The sequence below is a fragment of the Pseudomonas sp. GW456-L12 genome (assembly GCF_059424045.1).
This window is the reverse complement of record NZ_JBWKZA010000006.1, coordinates 35,160-53,159: the sequence shown is the minus strand read 5'-3', so window position 1 is coordinate 53,159 and position 18,000 is coordinate 35,160. Positions and strand designations below refer to the sequence as shown.

The 18,000-nt window shown below is 62.4% G+C and carries 17 protein-coding genes; 7 read left to right on the top strand and 10 right to left on the bottom strand.

Translation table 11 applies throughout. From position 1 onward, the window contains the following. Window positions 1-166 precede the first annotated feature (166 nt). Window positions 167-670, top strand: a complete 504-nt coding sequence (locus tag AC07Y9_RS09785; RefSeq protein ID WP_007923662.1) for a VOC family protein — start codon at window positions 167-169, stop codon at window positions 668-670. 39 nt (window positions 671-709) lie between these two features. Then, the gene (locus AC07Y9_RS09780; RefSeq protein ID WP_102679372.1) at window positions 710-1,543 is read left to right on the top strand and encodes an AraC family transcriptional regulator; all 834 of its coding nucleotides are present in this window, start codon (window positions 710-712) and stop codon (window positions 1,541-1,543) included. Window positions 1,544-1,635: 92 nt separating this feature from the next. Here AC07Y9_RS09780 and treP read toward each other — a convergent pair whose 3' ends face one another. After that, the gene (gene treP, locus AC07Y9_RS09775; protein ID WP_009045423.1) at window positions 1,636-3,078 is read right to left on the bottom strand and encodes a PTS system trehalose-specific EIIBC component; all 1,443 of its coding nucleotides are present in this window, start codon (window positions 3,076-3,078) and stop codon (window positions 1,636-1,638) included. Between the two features lie 337 nt (window positions 3,079-3,415). On the opposite strand from treP, the gene treR reads away from it, so the two are divergent. After that, window positions 3,416-4,120, top strand: coding sequence for a trehalose operon repressor (gene treR, locus AC07Y9_RS09770; RefSeq protein ID WP_007929570.1), 705 nt, complete (start codon window positions 3,416-3,418; stop codon window positions 4,118-4,120). Window positions 4,121-4,138: 18 nt separating this feature from the next. Here treR and AC07Y9_RS09765 read toward each other — a convergent pair whose 3' ends face one another. The 6 genes from AC07Y9_RS09765 to AC07Y9_RS09740 form a co-directional block, all read right to left on the bottom strand. Then, window positions 4,139-4,660, bottom strand: a complete 522-nt coding sequence (locus AC07Y9_RS09765; protein ID WP_007929565.1) for a helix-turn-helix transcriptional regulator — start codon at window positions 4,658-4,660, stop codon at window positions 4,139-4,141. 2 nt (window positions 4,661-4,662) lie between these two features. After that, window positions 4,663-4,944, bottom strand: a complete 282-nt coding sequence (locus AC07Y9_RS09760) for a hypothetical protein (RefSeq protein WP_102678546.1) — start codon at window positions 4,942-4,944, stop codon at window positions 4,663-4,665. 290 nt (window positions 4,945-5,234) lie between these two features. Further along, a complete protein-coding gene (gene guaA, locus AC07Y9_RS09755; RefSeq protein ID WP_102678547.1) occupies window positions 5,235-6,812 on the bottom strand; it encodes a glutamine-hydrolyzing GMP synthase in 1,578 nt (525 codons plus the stop codon). Between the two features lie 99 nt (window positions 6,813-6,911). Beyond that, entirely contained in the window at window positions 6,912-8,381 is a 1,470-nt protein-coding gene (gene guaB, locus AC07Y9_RS09750) for an IMP dehydrogenase (RefSeq protein ID WP_007929561.1), read from the bottom strand. A 195-nt stretch (window positions 8,382-8,576) separates the two neighbouring features. Further along, the gene (locus AC07Y9_RS09745; RefSeq protein ID WP_038576146.1) at window positions 8,577-9,125 is read right to left on the bottom strand and encodes a hypothetical protein; all 549 of its coding nucleotides are present in this window, start codon (window positions 9,123-9,125) and stop codon (window positions 8,577-8,579) included. A 144-nt stretch (window positions 9,126-9,269) separates the two neighbouring features. Continuing rightward, window positions 9,270-10,037, bottom strand: coding sequence for a sulfite exporter TauE/SafE family protein (locus AC07Y9_RS09740; RefSeq protein WP_102678548.1), 768 nt, complete (start codon window positions 10,035-10,037; stop codon window positions 9,270-9,272). Window positions 10,038-10,138: 101 nt separating this feature from the next. On the opposite strand from AC07Y9_RS09740, the gene AC07Y9_RS09735 reads away from it, so the two are divergent. From AC07Y9_RS09735 to leuA, 4 genes are all read left to right on the top strand, one after another. Next, on the top strand, window positions 10,139-11,041 hold the full coding sequence (locus tag AC07Y9_RS09735; protein WP_102678549.1) for a LysR family transcriptional regulator: 903 nt from the start codon (window positions 10,139-10,141) through the stop codon (window positions 11,039-11,041). A 93-nt stretch (window positions 11,042-11,134) separates the two neighbouring features. Further along, window positions 11,135-12,514 carry an exodeoxyribonuclease VII large subunit gene (xseA, locus tag AC07Y9_RS09730; protein WP_087090058.1) on the top strand — a complete coding sequence of 460 codons (1,380 nt, stop codon included), beginning with the start codon at window positions 11,135-11,137 and terminating at the stop codon, window positions 12,512-12,514. Between the two features lie 3 nt (window positions 12,515-12,517). Next, complete coding sequence (locus AC07Y9_RS09725) at window positions 12,518-13,339, top strand: peptidoglycan DD-metalloendopeptidase family protein (protein ID WP_063432877.1); 822 nt, start codon at window positions 12,518-12,520, stop codon at window positions 13,337-13,339. A 336-nt stretch (window positions 13,340-13,675) separates the two neighbouring features. Next, entirely contained in the window at window positions 13,676-15,355 is a 1,680-nt protein-coding gene (gene leuA / locus AC07Y9_RS09720; protein ID WP_007929549.1) for a 2-isopropylmalate synthase, read from the top strand. A gap of 69 nt (window positions 15,356-15,424) precedes the next feature. On the opposite strand, the gene AC07Y9_RS09715 is transcribed toward leuA, so the two are convergent. Genes AC07Y9_RS09715 through AC07Y9_RS09705 form a run of 3 tightly spaced genes read right to left on the bottom strand, consistent with a single transcriptional unit; the run spans window position 15,425 to window position 17,826 of the window. Then, window positions 15,425-15,838 (bottom strand): hypothetical protein, encoded by a 414-nt coding sequence (locus tag AC07Y9_RS09715; RefSeq protein ID WP_087090054.1) that lies wholly within the window; start codon window positions 15,836-15,838, stop codon window positions 15,425-15,427. 54 nt (window positions 15,839-15,892) lie between these two features. Further along, a complete protein-coding gene (locus tag AC07Y9_RS09710; RefSeq protein WP_102678551.1) occupies window positions 15,893-16,690 on the bottom strand; it encodes an amidohydrolase in 798 nt (265 codons plus the stop codon). Continuing rightward, the gene (locus tag AC07Y9_RS09705; RefSeq protein ID WP_102678552.1) at window positions 16,678-17,826 is read right to left on the bottom strand and encodes a pyridoxal phosphate-dependent aminotransferase; all 1,149 of its coding nucleotides are present in this window, start codon (window positions 17,824-17,826) and stop codon (window positions 16,678-16,680) included. The genes AC07Y9_RS09710 and AC07Y9_RS09705 overlap by 13 nt, the downstream gene beginning before the upstream one ends. Between the last annotated feature and the right edge of the window lie 174 nt (window positions 17,827-18,000).

The following is an 18,000-nucleotide window of genomic DNA, read 5'->3' as shown; positions in this document are numbered from 1 at the left end:
ATACAGCTAAGCGCAGTTTGCCGAACAGGCCGGATTCTGCGACCACCGGTCATGCACCCACCGCCCCCGGATGAAGGGCGGTGAGTTGTCGATCTACGGCAACCCCGGACGACTATCGGCTGACTACGCTTGCTCAAGCGTGGACCACCTGCCGAGGAGAACCGTCATGTCGCACATTCATCGCATCACGCCCTGCCTGTGGTTCGACCACCAGGCCGAAGCCGCCGCCCAGTTCTACTGCTCGATCTTCGAGCACTCGCGCATCACCGCCCTCACCCACTACGGCAAGGCCGGCTTCGAGTTCCACGGCCGCCCCGAAGGCTCGGTGATGACCGTGTCCTTTGAGCTCGACGGGCAGACCTTCACCGGCCTCAACGGCGGTCCGGTGTTCCAGTTCAACGAAGCGGTCTCGCTGCAGGTCAACTGCCAGAACCAGGGCGAAATCGATCATTTCTGGAGCGCCCTGTCCTACGGCGGCGCGCCCGAGGCCCAGCAGTGCGGCTGGCTCAAGGACAAGTTCGGGCTGTCCTGGCAGATCGTGCCTTGCGCGCTCAACCACTGGATGACCGACCCCGACACGGCCAAGTCGCAGCGGGTGATGCAGGCCCTGCTGCAGATGAAAAAACTCGATATCGCCGCGCTGGAACGAGCCTTCGCCGGCGAGAGCTAATACACTCGGTGGCCGACGCTTGCCGATGGGATGCCTTTGATGAAGCCGAGCTTGAGCCACAGCCCCGATACCGCCCCGCAGTTCTGGCGCGATGCGGCGCTGCCCTTTATCGAGGCCCGCTCGATCGCCGACGGGCGCAAAGTCTGTTACGCCCGGCATGCCCACGAACATTTTTCCATCGGCGCCATCACCGCCGGGCACAGCACCTACCTGCACGAGCAGGCGCAATTTCGCATCGGCGCCGGCACCGTGGTGCTGATGAACCCCGGCGAAGTGCACGCCTGCAACCCCATCGACGACCAGCCCTGGTCGTATCTCATGCTCTATGTCGACACTTCCTGGCTGACCGACCTGCAGCATCAACTGGGGTTCAGCCAGGACCTGGGCTTTCGCGCCTTTTCCACGCCCCACAGCGACGACCCCGAGCTCTATGCCGGGCTCAACCGTTTGTATGAGGTGCTGGTGAACGAACAGGCCGAGACACTGCACAAGCACAGCGCCGTGGTGGCGTTTTTCAGCGACCTGCAGCAGCGCCTGAACCCGGCCAGCCGACCGCCGCGCGAGAGCAACCAGAAACTGCAACGGGCCGCCGACTACATTCGCCAACACTGCACCCGCTCGCTGAAGCTGGAGGAAATCTGCCAGGCCGCCGAGCTGTCGCCGTCCTACCTGATCCGCGCCTTCAAGCAGCATTACGGCATGACGCCCCACGCCTTCGTGGTCAACCAGCGGGTGCAGTTCGCCCAGTCCCGGTTGCGTGACGGCGAGCCGATCGCCGACGTGGCCCTGGAAGCCGGCTTCGCCGACCAGGCGCACTTCCAGCGCGCCTTCAAGCAGCATCTGGCGGCGACGCCGGGGCAGTATCGCGGGTGATTGGCAGACCTGACGCCCTCATCGCGAGCAAGCTCGCTCCTACAGAGGAATATGCGGTCATGTAGGAGCGAGCTTGCTCGCGATGCGATTTATCAAGCGACGCGATACCCCGGCCGGATGATCTTCATGCTCAAGCCGCAGGTCAGCACGAACGGCACCACCAGGGCGACGACCATGCCGACCACGAACATCGGGATGTACTGGGGAATGATCGAGATGAATCCCGGCAACCCGCCAACGCCGATGGCCGAGGCCTGGACCTTGTTCAGCGAGAGGAAAATGCAGCCCAGCGCCGAGCCGATCAGCGCGGCGTAGAACGGGAACTTGTAGCGCAGGTTGACCCCGAACATGGCAGGTTCCGTGATGCCGAAATAGGCGGAGATCGCCGAGGTCGAGGCCATGCTGCGGTCCCGCGCGTTGCGGCTCATGCTGAATACCGCCAGCGCCGCGCTGCCCTGGGCCAGGTTGGACATGACGATCATCGGCCAGATGAAGGTGCCGCCCTGGGTCGAGATCAGTTGCAGGTCCACGGCGAGGAACATGTGGTGCATGCCGGTGATCACCAGCGGCGCGTAGAGCAGGCCGAAAATCGCCCCGCCGACCATCGGTGCCAGTTCGAACAGGGTGACCACGCCTTCGGTGATCAGGATCCCCAGGTGCCGGGTCACCGGGCCGATCACCGCCAGCGCCAGCACACCGGTGACCACGATGGTGGTGATGGGCACGACCAGCAGGGTGATCGCATTCGGCACCCGCGCCCGCAGCCATTTCTCGATGACGCTCATGACATAGGCCGCCAGCAGGATCGGCAGGATCTGCCCCTGGTAGCCGACCTTCTCGATCTGGAACAGCCCGAAGATGTCGAAGTACGGCAGGCTCTGGCCCTCCAGCCCGGCCACGGCCTTGCCGTAGTTCCAGGCATTGAGCAGGTCGGGGTGCACCAGCATCAGGCCGAGCACGATGCCGAGGATTTCGCTGCCGCCAAAGCGCTTGGCCGCCGACCACCCCACCAGTGCCGGCAGGAATACGAAGGAGGTGTTGGCCATCAGGTTGATCAGGCTCCACACGCCATCCAGGGTCGGATAGGCCTCGAGCAGGGTCCGGCCTTCGATGAACATGCCCTTGGCGCCGATCAGGTTGTTCACCCCCATCAGCAGGCCGGCAATGATCAGCGCCGGCAGGATCGGCATGAAGACATCGGAAAACACCCGCACCAGACGCTGCATGGCGTTGGTCTTGTCGGCGCCCTTCTGCTTGACGTCGGCGATGGTGGAAGCAGCCAGCCCGGTGAGTTGGCGCAACGCGGCATAGACCTTTTCGACTTCGCCGGGGCCAATGACCACCTGGAACAGGCCACCGGTGAAAAACGAGCCCTTGACCAGATCGATCTGGTTCAGCGTCGCGCTGTCCACCCGGCTCGGGTCCTTGAGCGCCAGGCGCAGGCGGGTGACGCAATGCGCGGCTTGTTCGAGGTTGTCGGCGCCACCGAGGCTGTGCAGCAACTCGCTGGCAATCGTGGAGTAATCGTGGCTCATGCTTGTTCTTCCGCTTTGGTTTTTTGTTATTGGCAGCACGCCGAAGCGAAAAATACTCGTCTGTACGAGTTAAAGCAACAACTCGTACAGACGAGTTTGCCGACATCGCTCCGAAACCCGGGTCGCAGGCAGTTTCTGCTGCGCAAAAACGGCTCTAGATCCAGACTCTCCGGCAGCGCGCGCCATGCGCGACAGAAAATTCTTAAACTGCTGTAAGGTGTTTCGTTGCCATTTCGACACCCGCAGTCAGGCGTTCGACCCACTCGCCTCAAATAGACAAATCCGCTCACGACCCTTAAGGTTCCCGCCTTGAGCGCAGACGGCACAGAGCCATCCCATGAGTAAATACAACCAGATCTACAGCGATCTGCTTGCCAGCATCACCACCGAGCGCCTGGAACGCGGCGCTCGTCTGCCTTCCGAAACCGAGTTGATGGACAGCTACCAGGCCAGCCGCGGCACCGTGCGCAAGGCCATCGAGCAGTTGCAGGAGCGCGGCTTCGCCCAGAAGATCCATGGCAAGGGCACTTTTGTGCTGTCGCCGCACCCGATCGAGTTCCAGCTGGGCGGCATTGTCAGCTTCCAGGAAACCTATCCGCGCCTGGGCAACGACGTCAGCACCGAGGTGGTGGAGTTCACCCAGTTTCCCCTCGAAGGCGCGTTGCGCGAACACCTGCAGGCCGAGGAAGGCAGCCTGATTACCCGCATCAAGCGGGTGCGGCGTATCGATGGCAAACGGGTGATTCTCGATATCAACCACTTCGTCGCCGAGTTGATCCCGGGGCTGGACCGGCAGATTGCCGAACACTCGATCTACGCCTACATCGAACAGACCCTGCAATTGCAGATCAGCTACGCCCAGCGGACCATCGAAGCCACCCCACGCACCCGGGATGACCAGCAGCACCTGGACCTGGAGGGCCAGAGCCACGTGATAGTGGTCAGCAACCAGACCTTCCTGCAGGACGGCCGGCAGTTCGAGTACACCGAATCACGCCATACCCTGGACAAGTTCTACTTCTCGGACGTCGCCCGACGCTGACCACCGCGGCAGGCCCGCTCAACCCAGCAGCGCCACCAGTTCGGCGCTCGGGGTGCCGACCCGCCGGGCCTCCTTGGCGACGTTCACGGATTGCGCGACCCGCGCCACCTCTATCACCGGATGCTGCAACTGGTAACCGCCCCGGGCCTCCAGCCAGCTCAGCACTTCCGCCAGATGCCAGAGCGAGGCACTGCCCTCGTGGATCGCCAGGGGGAAACTGCCGGCATGGTTGAGCATCAACTTGCGCATGTTCTGCCGGGAGACCCCGACGATGTCGGCAATCTCGCTCAGACCGACGAAATCCGGGCTGGCCTCTACCAGCCGCGCATCCGGAATGATCCGCTTGATATCGCCCAGGGCACTGAGCAGCGCCGCCTCACCGCTTTCGGCCTCGCGGCTGAACTCCAGTGCCAGGCGCCCCGCCAGCCCGGTACCGACCAGCGCATCGGTACAGCCCCCCGCGCCGAGGCGCTCCACCAGCACGTCCGGGTCGCAGTCGTGGGCGGGCAGCAGGTAGTTGAGGGTAAACAGGTATTCCATGGTCATGACTCCCGACGAGGTTGCGGGACTTTCCCGCCGCGCAGCTGATTCAGCGTGCAGTTGTCGATTACCCGGCACAGTGCCCGGGCATGCTGGAGGGGATTTTTCGGCGTGCCCCACACACTGGTGATGCAGAACTCGCCGCAACGACACACCTCGCTGTTGTAAGGGCAGTAGATCTTGCCCCAGGCATGACTACCGCCGACTTCGACGCGCCAGCCCTGCCATTCGGCGTAACGCAGCGCCATTTCAATGTCTTTCTTGGGATGAGGTGTGCGAGCCATCCATGGCCTCCAGTCTCGTCAACAATGAATTTGTTGTCAACTGACAACCACAAATATTCTGAACACCTGCGCCGGAGTCGCCAGAGGCCGCCGCTGGGAGTTCAATGAATGTCTGTCGAGGGTACACAGGCCAGGCGGGCGACGATGTGCCCATGTCTTTCCTGGTATTACGGGAGGACTGGAAAACGGGCTTTTTAAAGACCCTGAAACACAAATGGCGATCGACACCCGAAGGTCTCGATCGCCATTGCTGTTGCCTGAACGATCAGCTGCCGATCACTCGGCCGGGATCATTCCCACTCGATGGTGGCTGGCGGCTTGCTCGACACGTCGTAGGTGACGCGGGAGATGCCTTCGATCTCGTTGATGATCCGGCCGCTGACGGTTTCCAGCAGCTCGTAAGGCAGGTGCGCCCAACGCGCGGTCATGAAGTCGATGGTTTCCACGGCACGCAGGGCCACGACCCAGGCGTAACGACGGCCGTCACCGACCACGCCCACCGATTTCACCGGCTGGAACACCACGAACGCCTGGCTGACCTTGTGGTACCAGTCGGCCTTGCGCAGCTCTTCGATGAAGATGTGGTCGGCGCGACGCAGCAGGTCGGCGTATTCCTTCTTCACTTCGCCGAGGATGCGCACGCCCAGGCCCGGGCCCGGGAACGGGTGACGGTAGACCATGTCGTACGGCAGGCCCAGCTCCAGGCCCAGACGACGGACTTCGTCCTTGAACAGCTCGCGCAGTGGCTCGACCAGCTTGAGGTTCATTTCTTCCGGCAGGCCGCCCACGTTGTGGTGCGACTTGATCACGTGGGCCTTGCCGCTCTTGGCGCCAGCCGACTCGATCACATCCGGGTAGATGGTGCCCTGGGCCAGGAACTTGATGTTGTCCAGCTTGCAGGATTCGGCATCGAACACGTCGATGAAGGTACGGCCGATGATCTTGCGCTTCTTCTCCGGGTCGGCTTCGCCGGCCAGGTTGTTGAGGAACTGGTCCTCGGCGTTGGCGCGGATCACCTTGACGCCCATGTTCTCGGCGAACATGGCCATCACTTGCTCGCCTTCGTGCAGGCGCAGCAGGCCGTTGTCGACGAAGACGCAGGTCAGCTGGTCGCCGATGGCCTTGTGCAGCAGGGCCGCGACCACCGAGGAGTCAACGCCGCCGGACAGACCGAGCAGCACGTTGTCGGTGCCGACCTGGGCACGCACCTGGGCGATGGCGTCTTCAGCAATTTTCGATGGGGTCCACAGGGCTTCGCAGCCGCAGATGTCGAGGATGAAGCGCGACAGGATGCGACCGCCCTGCTTGGTGTGGGTCACTTCCGGGTGGAACTGCACGCCGTAGTAGCGCAGGTCGTCGTTGAACATGCCGGCGATCGGGCAGCTCGGGGTGCTGGCCAGGATGTGGAAGTCTTGCGGCATCTTGGTGACCTTGTCACCGTGGCTCATCCATACGTCGAGGCCGAACAGGCCGTCGGCGTCGACGTGGTCTTCGATGCCGTCCAGCAGGCGGCTCTTGCCGACCACATCGACGCGGGCATAACCGAATTCACGCAGTTCGGAACCCTCGACCTTGCCGCCCATTTGCTCGGCCATGGTCTGCATGCCGTAGCAGATACCGAAGACCGGCACGCCCAGGTCGAACACCGCTTGCGGGCAACGCGGGCTGTTGGCTTCGTGCACGGACTCGGGGCCGCCGGCGAGAATGACGCCTTTGGGAGCGAATTCGCGAATCGCTTCGTCATCCATGTCGAACGGATGCAGTTCGCAGTACACGCCGATTTCACGCACGCGACGGGCGATCAATTGGGTGTACTGAGAACCGAAATCGAGGATCAGGATGCGGTGGGCGTGAATGTCGAGGGCCATGATTCAGTCTCGTCTAGGTAATTCGAAAACAGTCGTGATTCAGAAACGACTCGGGGCTGAATAAAACAGCCCCGGTCATTTAACGTTTTGCTTGAAGCATCAACCTACGCGGTAGTTTGGCGCTTCCTTGGTGATCTGCACGTCATGGACGTGGGATTCAGCCATGCCGGCGCCAGTGATGCGTACGAACTCTGGCTTGGTGCGCATTTCTTCGATGTTGGCGCTACCGGTGTAGCCCATGGAAGAACGCAGGCCACCCATCAGCTGATGGATGATGGCGGTCAGGGTGCCCTTGTAGGGAACACGGCCTTCGATGCCTTCCGGAACCAGCTTCTCGGCACCCGCGGAGGAGTCCTGGAAGTAACGGTCGGAAGAGCCCTGGGCCTGGGACATGGCACCCAGCGAACCCATGCCGCGGTAAGCCTTGTAGGAGCGACCCTGGAACAGTTCGATTTCGCCTGGCGCCTCTTCGGTACCGGCGAACATCGAGCCCATCATCACGCAGGAAGCACCGGCGACGATGGCCTTGGACAGGTCACCGGAGAAGCGGATGCCGCCGTCGGCGATCAATGGAACGCCGGTGCCTTCAAGGGCCGCGGCGACATTGGCGATGGCGCTGATTTGCGGTACGCCGACACCGGCGACGATACGGGTGGTGCAGATCGAGCCAGGGCCGATACCGACCTTGACCGCGTCGGCGCCCGCTGCGGCCAGGGCCTTGGCTGCGGCACCGGTGGCGATGTTGCCGCCGATCACCTGCACTTGCGGGTAGTTTTCCTTGACCCAGCGAACGCGGTCGATCACACCTTTGGAGTGACCGTGGGCAGTGTCGACCACCACCACGTCCACGCCGGCGTTGACCAGGGCGGCAACGCGGTCACCGGTGTCTTTACCGGTACCGACGGCAGCCCCTACGCGCAGACGACCTTGATCGTCCTTGCTGGCCAGCGGGTAAGCCTTGGCTTTTTCGATGTCGTTGACGGTCATCATGCCTTTGAGGGCGAACTTGTCGTCGACGATCAGCACGCGCTCGATGCGGTGCTTGTGCAGCAGCTCGCGCACGTCGTTCTTGTCGGCGCCTTCCTTGACCGTGACCAGGCGCTCTTTAGGCGTCATCACTTCACGGACACTGGCGTCCAAACGGTTTTCGAAACGCACGTCACGGGAAGTGACGATGCCGACCAGGTCGCCATCGTGCAGTACCGGAACGCCGGAAATGTTGTGCATGCGGGTCAGTTCGAACAGGTCGCGCACCGTGGCGTCAGCCTCGATGGTGATCGGGTCTTTGACGACGCCGGCTTCGAACTTCTTGACCTTGCGGACTTCGGCAGCTTGCTGCTCGATGGTCATGTTCTTGTGGATGATGCCGATGCCACCTTCCTGAGCCATGGCGATTGCCAGACGGGCTTCAGTGACGGTGTCCATTGCGGCGGAAACCAGTGGAATATTCAGCTCGATGCCACGGGTAAGACGGGTCTTGAGACTGACTTCGTTAGGAAGCACCTCGGAATAACCAGGCACTAGGAGAATGTCGTCGAAGGTCAGAGCTTCTTGGCTGATACGCAGCATCGCGGGGGCTCCCGAGCGGGAAAATGGAAGCGCGCCATTATACTCAGACACCTACCCGGGCTCAATGTAAAACTCTGTCTATTATCAACGGGGTGATGGATGGGGAATTTGCCGGAACACGGCATCTGTTTCGCGGACCAGCACTGCACCTGCCGGCGATGATTTCAGCACCCGGGCCCGGCTGCCGAAATCCCCTTACAACTCCACCTTCACCCAGCTCACCGGCTGATCCAGCCATTCGGCGAACTCGTCGAGAAAGCTCTGTTTGAACCCGGCCTCTGCCCAATTGTTGAAGATGAAACCGAGGTTGGAAAACCCGCACTCCTGCAAGAACAGAAAGCCATTGATGTCATCTTCATGCCCGCACTCGGGGCAGGTGAAGTTATCGGTGCGCCCGGGCATCCAGTCCTCCAGGCTCTCGAACAGCGCCTCCCCCACTTCCTGGCGGCACTCGGCGCAACCTGCCTCCTCGAGAAACCCTTTGGCCGGGGTATAGATGCAGCGCTTGGTAATGATCTCCAGGCCGTTGACCGGTTCACCGAAGGGCAAGGCCTCCGGGTGCAGCACCACTTCCCGCGCGCCTGGGGCGATCGCATGCGCCATGCGATTGCCGGTACGACCACAGGTGCTCAAGGCTTCCTCGACGATGTTCTTGCGCACCAACCAACGCACGATCGCCCGGGCGCGGGGTTCGTGAACCGGCAAGGTGGAGATTTTCGGGACGATGATGCTTTGCGAGTTCATGGATGGGGCCTGAAGCGTTTGAAGGGAAGTCTGCGTCGCCTGCTCGAACAGTACCGTCAGCGAGCCGATACCTGCCAATAAGTGTAGAAGTCGGCGTGCCTGGCAAATCCGAGGGCCCGCAGCTTAATCCCTGAACCCCACAGGTCAAGTGCTCAGGTAACGACCGACCAGGGCAATGCCGCTGGCCAGCACCAGCCAGGTCACCAGCCGGACGAACGCCTCGCGAGACAATCTCATGGTCAGCCGCCGGCCAATCCACAGGCCCAGGGCCATGGCCGGCAACAAGCACAGCGCCAGCACCAATAAAGGCAGTTGCGCATAAACCCCGGCAATGGCGAACAGGCTCAGGCGCACCACCGTGCTGCAACTGATCAACGCACTCTGGGTGGCCCGCGCCGCATCCTTGGGCAGGCGGCTATTCAGATAGATCGCATATAAAAAGCCGCCGCTGCCGAACAGCGCGCCGAACGTTCCACCCACGGTCCCCATGGGAATCGCCCAGCCCGCCGCCAGCGCCTTGGGCCTTGCCTTGACCCAAAGGCTGTACGCCGCATAAGCGCTGATAAACAGCCCCATCAACAGCAGCAACACATCGGACTTGAGGTTGAGCAGGAAGATCACCCCCAGGGTGCAGCCCAGCGCCATGCACGGCAGCAGGCGCAGCAGCTCGGAGCGATCGACATCCCGCCGCGACGGCAGGAGATTGCCGAAGGCCGCGACAAAATCCAGCAGCACCAGCAGCGGGACTATCTTCGACAGCGGCATGAACAGGATCAGCACCGGCCCCGCCACCAGCGCCGTGCCGAACCCGGCGATGCCAAACACGATATACGCCAGGGCGATCCCCAGGCCGATCGCCAACCAGCCACTCGTCCCCCACGACCACTGCCCCAACAACTCGACCATGCTCATCGATTCGCCTTCCTTCTTTATCAAGGAATGACTTTAGTCAGCCACAAGCCTTGCGACTAATATCATCAAAGCCATCCACCCATCTCAAAAAGGCATGACGCGTGATTTCAACCCGCCAACTGCGCTACTTCGTGGAAATCGCCGACAGCGGCAGTTTCAGCGCCGCCGCCGAACGCCTGTTCATTGCCCAGTCAGCCCTCAGCCGGCAGATCAAGGAACTGGAAACCCACCTCAAGACCCCGCTGTTCGAGCGCACCGCGCGCCTGCCCAGGCTGACGGCGGCGGGCGAGGCGTTCTACCCGCGTGCCCGCAACCTGCTCGATGAGCTGAACAAGGCCAGCGAACTGGCGACCCAGGTCGGCCAGGGGCAGTTGGGGACATTGCGCCTGAGCCACTCCAGCACCGTGTCCATGAGTGGCCGCCTGCTGCGGGCCATCAGCGGTTACCTGGAGCAGTGCCCGGGGGCCTCGATGGACATCGCCACCCTGTCTTCCGAAGCGCAGTTGGAAGAAGTCGCCGAAGGCCGGCTGGATATCGGCCTGCTGCGACTGCCGGTACTGCGCCAGCGCGAGGGCGTGCGGATCACGCCACTGTTCAGCGAACGCCTGCTGCTGGCCGTGCCGCCGGGCCACCCTTTGGCAGCGGATCCTCCCAAGCAGGGCGTGGATCTGGCGCAACTGCGCGACGAAGCCTTTATCTCCATTCCCCATCCGCAGCGTGGCGGCCTGAGTTACCTGTCGGCCGAGCTGTGCATGCGCCAGGGCTTTTTCCCCAAGGCGGCGCGGGTGCTGTCGCGCAAGACCACGCAGCTGCAACTGATCCAGGCTGGATTCGGCATCGCCCTGCTGCCCGAGTCGATGCGTGACATCGCGCCCGCCAGCCTGCACTTCCTGCCCTTGGCGGACCCGGCCTGCCAGAGCACGGTCGCCCTCGCCTGTCGGCAAGATCCGACACCTTTGGTCAAGCAGTTCATCGAACACTTCCACAACGCTCTCACGCCCTAACCGCCGAAGGCGTATTCGAGGCCGGCAAAGGCATCGTCTCCTTTTGTTTCGATCCATGGAGATTGTTTGCCGAATGCCTTTAAACTGCGCCCCATGATTAAAGATCCCTTTGCAAGACTCGGCCTGGACCGCGAAGTCCTGACCGTCAGCCAGCTCAACGGCCGTGCGCGGGTGTTGCTGGAAGACGTGTTCAGCAACATCTGGGTCGAAGGCGAAATTTCCAACCTCGCCCGCCCGGCGTCCGGCCATGTGTATTTCACCCTCAAGGACAGCGGTGCCCAGGTGCGCTGCGCGCTGTTTCGGCAAAATGCCGCGCGGGTGCGCCAGGCACTGAAGGACGGCCTGGCGGTCAAGGTGCGCGGCAAGGTCTCGCTGTTCGAAGGCCGCGGCGACTACCAGCTGATCCTCGATACGGTCGAACCGGCCGGCGACGGCGCCCTGCGCCTGGCCTTCGATGCGCTGAAGGAAAAGCTCAGCGCCGAAGGCCTGTTCAGCAGCGAACGCAAAGTGCCGCTGCCCGCCCATCCGCAGCGCATCGGCATTATCAGTTCGCCGACCGGCGCGGTGATTCGCGACATCATCAGCGTGTTCCGGCGCCGAGCGCCACAGGTGGCCCTGACCCTGATCCCTACCGCCGTACAAGGCCGCGAGGCGACCGCGCAGATCGTCCGCGCCCTGAAAATGGCCGATGCCCGGGGCTTCGACGCACTGATCCTGGCCCGTGGCGGCGGCTCCCTGGAAGACCTCTGGTGCTTCAACGAAGAAGCCGTGGCCCGGGCGGTGGATGCCTGTGTCACGCCGATCGTCAGCGCCGTGGGTCATGAAACCGACGTATCGATCAGCGACTTCGTCGCCGACGTGCGCGCACCAACGCCCTCGGCGGCCGCCGAACTGCTCGCGCCGGACTCCAGCGACCTGCAACACCGCGTCGAAAGCCTGCATCGGCGCCTGGTAATGCGCATGCGCGACCGGTTGCTGCGTGATCGCCTGCGCCTGGAAGGCATGGCCCGGCGCCTGCGCCATCCCGGCGAGCGCCTGCGCCAGCAAGCGCAGCGCCTGGACGACCTGGACATGCGTATGCGCCGGGCGTTCGAGCGCAGCCTCAATACCCGCCGCGAGCGCCTGATCCGCCTGGAAACCCGGCTCGCCGGCCAACACCCCGGGCGTCAACTGGCGCTGCTGCGGCAACGCCTCGACAGCCTGGCCGAACGCCTGCCACGGGCCATGCGCGAAGGTCTGAAATCCCGTCGCCTGCAACTGCAAAGCCAGATGCAGACCCTGCATGTGGTCAGCCCGCTGGCCACCCTGGGCCGTGGCTACAGCATCCTGCTGGACGAACGCGGCCAGGCCATTCGCAGCGCCGCACAGACCCAGCCGGGCCAGCGCCTCAAAGCCCGGCTTGGCGAAGGCGAACTGCAGGTCCGGGTCGAGGACAATCACCTGACGCCTGTCACCCTTTCTTTACTGGATTGATCCATGCCGCGTTTTCTTAGCTCCTTGTTGTTGCTGTGCCTGACCTTTAACGCCCACGCCGATAGCTACATCACGCGCCTGCTGAACAAACCGGTGCCCGGCGGCGTGGCGGTGATCGACCTGGGCAGCGCCGCCCAGGCGCCCAAGGCCAGCTACCAGGGAAAACCGCTGCTGGTAGTCAAGGAACAGAACAACTGGCTGGCGATTGTCGGCATCCCCCTGACCGTCAAACCCGGTACCCAGCAAATCAGTGCTGGCGGCCGCAGCCTGAACTTCAGCGTGACCAGCAAGAAATACCCGGAACAGCACATCACGCTGAAGAACAAACGCCAGGTCAACCCCGATCCGGCCGACCTCAAGCGCATCGACGCCGAGTTGGCCGAACAGGTCCGCGCTTACCGCAGTTTCAGCCCCAACACCCCGAGCAACCTGCTGCTGGACAAGCCGGTGAGCGGCCCGCTGTCGAGCAAGTTCGGCGTCCGCCGCTTCTTCAACGGTGAGGAGCGCAATCCACACGCCGGGCTGGACTTCGCGGTACCTGCGGGGACGCCGATCAAGACGCCGGCGGCCGGCAAGGTGATCCTGATCGGCAATTACTTTTTCAACGGCAATACCGTATTCGTCGACCACGGCCAGGGCTTTATCAGTATGTTCTGCCACATGTCGAAGATCGACGTGAAGGTCGGCCAGCAACTGGCCCGCGGCGGGGTGGTCGGGAAAGTCGGCTCCACCGGGCGCGCCACCGGGCCGCACATGCACTGGAACGTCAGCCTGAACGACGCCCGGGTCGATCCGGCGATCTTTATCGGGGCCTTCCAGCCCTGAGCCGTGGCTCCCGCAGGGATTGCGCAGGTTCAAAACTCTGCGCAATAAGATCGAGCCAGCTATAAGCTCGACAGAATAAAATCTCGCGAAAAACCATTTTCAAGAGATTTATCTCAATTTTTTTCGACTGCTTGCCATCTTTCACCCCAGTGGTTAGGGTTGAGGGCATGAAAACCTCTCACACCCTCATTCAGCGCCGTCAACACCGAAGCCTCTGCCTCGTCAGCGCACGACTGCCAGGTTGAGTCGCGGTACCTCGTCCCCTGCTTCAAACAACACACCCATTGATTCACCGGCAGGCCGCCTCTTCTCGGCCCGGACAATAAGGATTTCCCCATGAGCATGCTCAAAGACCCTTCCTCGAAGTACCGCGCGTTCCCGACCATCAACTTGCCGGACCGCACCTGGCCGTCGAAGACCATCACCCGCGCGCCGATCTGGTGCAGCTCCGACCTGCGTGATGGCAACCAATCGTTGATCGAGCCAATGGATGCGGTGAAGAAGCTGCGCTTCTGGAAAACCCTGGTCGCCGTCGGCGTGAAAGAAATCGAGGCCTCCTTCCCGGCCGCTTCGCAGACCGACTTCGACTTCGTGCGCACGCTGATCGAAGGCGGCCACATCCCGGACGACACCACCATCCAGGTGCTGACCCAGGCCCGTGAAGACCTGATCGCCCGGACCTTCGAATCGTTGCGCGGGGCGAAGAAAGCCATCGTCCACCTGTACAACGCCACCAGCCCGTCGTTCCGCCGCATTGTCTTCAATCAGGACAAGGAAGGCGTGAAAGAGATCGCGGTGAACGCCGCCAAGCTGTTCGTCAAATACGCTGCCCAGCAGCCGGAAACCCAATGGCAGTTCGAATACTCGCCAGAGACCTTCAGCGCCACTGAGCTGGAGTTCGCCAAGGAAGTCTGCGACGCAGTGATCGAGGTCTGGAACCCGACGCCAGCCAACAAGGTGATCCTCAACCTGCCGGCCACCGTCGAAGTCGCCACGCCGAACATCTATGCCGACCAGATCGAATGGTTCGGTCGCCACATCAACCGTCGTGACAGCGTGATCATCAGCCTGCACACCCACAACGACCGTGGTACCGGCGTAGCCGCCACCGAGCTGGGCCTGATGGCCGGCGCCGACCGCGTCGAAGGCTGCCTGTTCGGCAACGGCGAACGCACCGGCAACGTCGACCTGGTCACCGTAGCCCTGAACCTCTACACCCAGGGCATCGATCCGGAACTGGATTTCTCCGATATCGACGGCGTGCGCAAAGTGGTCGAAGAGTGCAACCAGATCCCGGTTCACCCGCGTCATCCGTATGTCGGCGACCTGGTTCACACCGCCTTCTCCGGCTCGCACCAGGACGCTATCCGCAAGGGCTTCGCCCAGCAGAAATCCGATGCGCTGTGGGAAGTGCCGTACTTGCCGATCGACCCGGCCGACATCGGTCGCAGCTACGAGGCGGTGATTCGCGTCAACAGCCAGTCGGGCAAAGGCGGTATCGCCTACCTGTTGGAACAGGAATACGGCATCAGCTTGCCACGCCGTATGCAGATCGAGTTCAGCCAGGTGGTACAGCGTGAAACCGATCGCCTGGGTCTGGAGATGACCGCCCAGCAGATCCACGCGCTGCTCCACAGCGAATACTTGCAGGCCAACACCCCGTACGCGTTGGTCAGCCATCGCCTGCAGGAAGAAAACGGCCACAGCGCCGTGGAAGTGGAAGTGTCTGGCAAGGGCCAGGGCGAGACCAATCTGCACTGGCGCGGCAAGGGCAATGGCGCCCTGGAAGCCCTGGTGGCCGGCTTGCCGGTTCCGGTGGAAATCATGGACTATAACGAGCATGCCATCGGCGCGGGCACCAACGCCAAGGCTGCCGCCTATATCGAACTGCGCGTGAACGGCGAACGCGCGGTGCACGGTGTGGGTATCGATGAAAACATCACCACCGCCAGCTTCAAGGCCCTGTTCAGCGCGCTGAACCGCTCCCTGAGCCAGCTGGACGCCAAAGCCGCCTGACGGTTTTACGGCGACAAAAAAGCCCCGGATGATCCGGGGCTTTTTTTGGCTGTGTAGTTATTGCCCCGCTCAGGCGGTGGTATTGATCCGCGCCGTCAGCGCCTGGAGCAACGCCGCCTGCAACACCTGAAGGTTGTTGGCGGTGATCGCGATCTGCGCCTGCACCTCCAAGGCCTGTTGCGCCTTCTGCTCCTCGCTCGCCTGCCCCTTCTGCACCCCGGACAATTGCGACTGCTGCTCGGACAGGGTCTTTTCGGTCTGGTCGATCTGCTTCTGCAACTGCGCGACGATATCAGCGGTGGATGAGCTGAAGTCGGCCTTGGCACCGTACTCCTGCATGTCGACACTCACCGAGTCGCTGTCATCGACAGCGCCCTTGTCCTGCACCTCGAGCGGGCTGGCCTGCTGCTCGGCGATGTTAAGCTTTTGCGGCGCGGCCCCCAGCGGGAATGGATTGATGCTCGCGGCACCGATAGTGGTCATGACAAATCTCCCTGAAAATCCTCTTACCCCTTAACGGCCCACCCCGACAGATCTTTAAGCCTGAGTGAACTCGAAGGTGTCGGCATCGAGGTAGGCTGGAAAGCGCGCGCGATAGGCCGCCAGATCCGCGGCATTCAGACAGACCTGGAATACTCCGTCGGCCTCACCGGCGCTGAGCAGGGTCTCGCCCTGGAAATCCAGCACCTGGCTATCCCCAGTGTAGGCAAACCCCTTGCCGTCGGTGCCGACCCGATTGACCGCCGCCACATAACACAGGTTTTCGATGGCCCTGGCCGGCAACAAACGGTTCCAGTGTTGACGCCGCGCCCCCGGCCAGTTGGCCGTGTACAGCAGCAAGTCGGTATCCCGGGCATCGCGGCTCCACACCGGAAAGCGCAGGTCGTAGCAGATCAGCGGCCTGACCCGCCAACCCTTGAGTTCGAATTGCACCTGACGCTCGCCCGGCGTGTAGTGATCGTGCTCGCCCGCCATGCGGAACAAATGGCGTTTATCGTAATGCCAGACCTCGCCGTCAGGGCGAGCCCACAGCAGGCGGTTGCGGTGGCTGCCGTCGGCGGTCTGGATAATCACACTGCCAGTGATGACCGCATCGAGCCTGGCGGCCTGGTTGCGCAGCCACTTGCTGGTCGGGCCGTTTTCCGCCTCGGCGAGGGCTTCGGACTCCATGGAAAATCCGGTGGTGAACATTTCCGGCAGGATAATCAGGTCGGCGCCCCGGGCCTGTTCGAACAACAGCTCGAAGTGCTCGAGATTGGCCTGGCGGTCGTGCCAGACCAAGGAGGTCTGGATCAGCGCCACATTCAGATTGGGTAAAGCACTCAGATCACGCATAGCTTCTCCGCTGCCTGACGCAGCGTCTCCTCACGCTTGGCAAAGCATAGCCTTACCAGACGCTGTCCTTGCGGTGGCTCGCGGTAGAACACCGACACCGGAATGGTCGCGACGCCGTGCTCGCGGGTCATCCAGATCGCCATCTCGACGTCATTCAGGTCCGGGCGGATCTGCGAGTAGTCCACCAGTTGGAAGTAAGTACCGGCCACCCGGGTAAAGCTGAATCGCGAAGGTGCCAGCAGGTCGCAGAACAGGTCGCGCTTGGCCTGATAGAAACCGGGTAGCTCTTCGACATGTTCCGGGTGTTCGGCCATGTAGTCCGCCAGAGCGTACTGCAAAGGGGTCACGCCGCAAAAGCTGACATATTGATGCACCTTGCGCAGCTCCGCGCTCAGGGCCGGAGGTGCGACCACATAGCCGGTTTTCCAACCGGTCACGTGATAGGTCTTGCCAAAGGAACTGACCACAAATGCCCGTTGGTACAGCTCCTCATGGGCCAGCACGCTGACGTGAGGGATGCCGTCGAATACCAGATGCTCGTACACCTCGTCGCTGACCAGGTAGATATCCCGGTCGCGAATCAGCGCAGCCAGCTGGTCCAGTTCCGCATGGCTGATCAGCGCACCGCTGGGGTTGTGCGGGGCATTGAGAATGATCATCCGCGTACGCGGGCTCAGGGCCTCGCCAAGCTTCTGCCAGTCGATGGCGAAATCGGTCAGGCCAAGCTGTACATGCACGCAGCGCCCGCCAGCCAGCTCCACCGAAGGCTCATAGCTGTCGTAGCAAGGATCGAAGACGATCACTTCATCACCGGGCTGGATCACCGCCTGGATGGCGCAGAAGATCGCCTGGGTGGCCCCTGGAGTGATGGTTACCTCGGTATCGGCATTCACCTGCACGCCATAACTGCGGGCGATCTTGGCCGCCACTTGCTGGCGCAAGGCTGGCAGGCCGGTCATCGGTGCGTATTGGTTATGGCCGCTGGCGATATGCCGGGCAACCGCATCGCGCAGGGCCTGCGGGCCATCGAAATCGGGAAAACCCTGGGACAGGTTCAGCGCGCCGGTTTCCACGGCGAGCTGCGACATTTGCGTGAAGATGGTGGTGCCGACATTCGGCAGCTTACTGGTGATCATGGGTGGTTCCCTGCTGAACACCCGGCTCTACGGCGGCTCGGGGAGGTCCCGAGAATAGCCCAAACCACAGGCATGAAAAAGGGCGCCAAAGGCGCCCTTTTTCCAAGGCAAATCCTGCAGGAGCCGGCTTGCCGGCGAAGCATTGAAGCGGGTCCGAGGCTTCGCCGGCAAGCC